Source organism: Thiocapsa roseopersicina (genome assembly GCF_900106925.1).
Taxonomy (GTDB): Bacteria; Pseudomonadota; Gammaproteobacteria; order Chromatiales; family Chromatiaceae; genus Thiocapsa; species Thiocapsa roseopersicina.
In genome coordinates this window covers 1-1,981 of record NZ_FNNZ01000073.1, presented here as the reverse complement: position 1 = coordinate 1,981, position 1,981 = coordinate 1, and the positions used below count along the sequence as shown (strand labels likewise).

The 1,981-nt window shown below is 59.5% G+C and carries 1 protein-coding gene; it reads left to right on the top strand.

The window, feature by feature from the left end; all coding sequences use genetic code 11:
- Positions 1-733 precede the first annotated feature (733 nt).
- A complete protein-coding gene (locus BLV04_RS26175) occupies positions 734-1,942 on the top strand; it encodes a phage integrase N-terminal SAM-like domain-containing protein (RefSeq protein WP_139192047.1) in 1,209 nt (402 codons plus the stop codon).
- The last annotated feature ends 39 nt before the right edge of the window (positions 1,943-1,981 follow it).

The window sequence follows — 1,981 nt, the reverse complement described above, 5'->3', positions numbered from 1 at the left end:
TGAAATTCCGCCTCTGCCCAGCCCATCGCCGCCCCCGGAAAACATCCAAAAGCGATATCTTAGCCTGTACACCTAAAGTTGTGTGTAATGGGATGGGTTAGGCCGCATTCGGCACGGACTGCGCGCTCGGGGCTTTTCCTTTGCGGGAGGACTAATCAGTTAGATTCCCTACCAGCACGAATCCCTGCGCTTGCAATGAGTATTGAACAGAATTGAACGCAATCTGAGTACGACCTAATTGAATACACGGCTCGTCCATACCTTGAATTCTCGCCATCCTTATCACACTCCCACTGATGTGCTTGAATAAATCCTACTCGGTTGATCTTCAGTTGAAAGGCTACGGCATGCCATTTGTCAATATAGATCGTACACGTCGTCTTGTTGTTCTCGCCTTCAATCGTGAACTTCTGTTCTGAAGCTACGTCTTTGATCGTGGCGAGCCATCGTTCAGCGGACATCTTGGGTCTCCGGGTTGCTGGGGGCGGGTTGGAAGGGTGGAGGCGAAGAGATTGTGGTGAGTATGCGGCCTAAGGTGTTCTAGATTGAACGCGTCGTCTCGTGTACTAGACTGCATGCAATCTAGCGCAAAGGTAGCCTAAGGATGCCACAAATCAACCCCGCCAAGCCACGCCGTGAGGACGGCTCACCGTCGAATTGGGACCGGTATCTGGATCTCCTGATCGGGCGTCAGGTCCCCGCGAAGTTCCGGCAATAGTACATCCGGCGGGTCGTGGATTTCCTGAAGGACCTCAAGCCGACGGCCTTATCGGCGCTGTCGGCGGACCAGGTCACGGACTTCCTGCAACGCATGTCGGCCCGCGCTGATTTGGCCGAATGGCAGATGCGTCAAATTGTCGATGCCGTGCGCTTGTTGTTGGTTGACCTGGCGCAGGTTCCGGCCGGGAAAGGGGTCGATTGGGACTATTGGTGGGAGGGGCAGCGGACCCTGCCCCCCGAGCACGCGACGATCGCGCGAAGTACGGCCATGAGCGCCGAGGACGGTGCCGGTCCACGGGCCATCGGTGTCCCGCGATTCAGCCGCTCGGCACGGACATTTCCGATCCTGGAAGACCTGGCGCGAACCATCCGTGCCATGCAGTACTCGATCCGTACCGAGCAATCCTACGTCGATTGGTGTCATCGCTTCTTGATGTTCTGCGGAAGCAAGCCGCTCGATGCTTTGGGCGTCCCCGATGTGCAGCGGTTCTTGAGTCACCTGGCAGTGGAGCGCTCGGTCTCGGCCAAGACGCAGAGTCTGGCGTACAACGCGGTGGCGTTTCGGTTCAAACACCTCCTGGAGCGTCCGCTGGAGGACGTGAAGTTCTCGAAGACCAGGAGGCAGGCACGGCTCCCCGTGGTCTTGAGTCGCGACGAGATGCGGGCGCTGTTGGCGCACATGGACGGCACGTTCGGACTGATGGCTCGGCTGATGTACGGCACCGGGATGCGGTTGATGGAGTGCGTACGGCTGCGGGTGCTGGATGTCGACTTCGACAACGGCTTGGTTGCAGCGCGCGGTCAAGGCCGCGGGTCAGGCGACGCGGATCGTGAAGCGCGTGAACTCCCATGCCTTGAGGCACTCGTTCGCAACCCACCTTCTGGAAGCCGGGTACGACATCCGCACGGTGCAGGAGCTGCTCGGACATGCGGACGTGTCGACGACCATGATCTACACCCATGTACTGAATCGGCCGGGGGTGCTGCCCGTGAAGAGCCCGGTGGACGCGATCTAGAGGCCGCCCGCTCCGCGTCCTCCTGGATCCATGGCTGCAACCATGAGCCGCAACCCGCGGGCACCGATCCTTCCGTCCCGCGCCCAACCGATTCAGTCAGAACGGTTCCGTTAGGGCGCAAACCCCAGCGCCGCCCGCAAGCTCGCCGCGTGAGTACGGCCACCTTCCCTGATGGGTTTTTCCTCTTAAATCGTCAACTTGTATGAGGGAGAGCGGTGGGCCTCCCTCGGGGTGCTTGAACAACA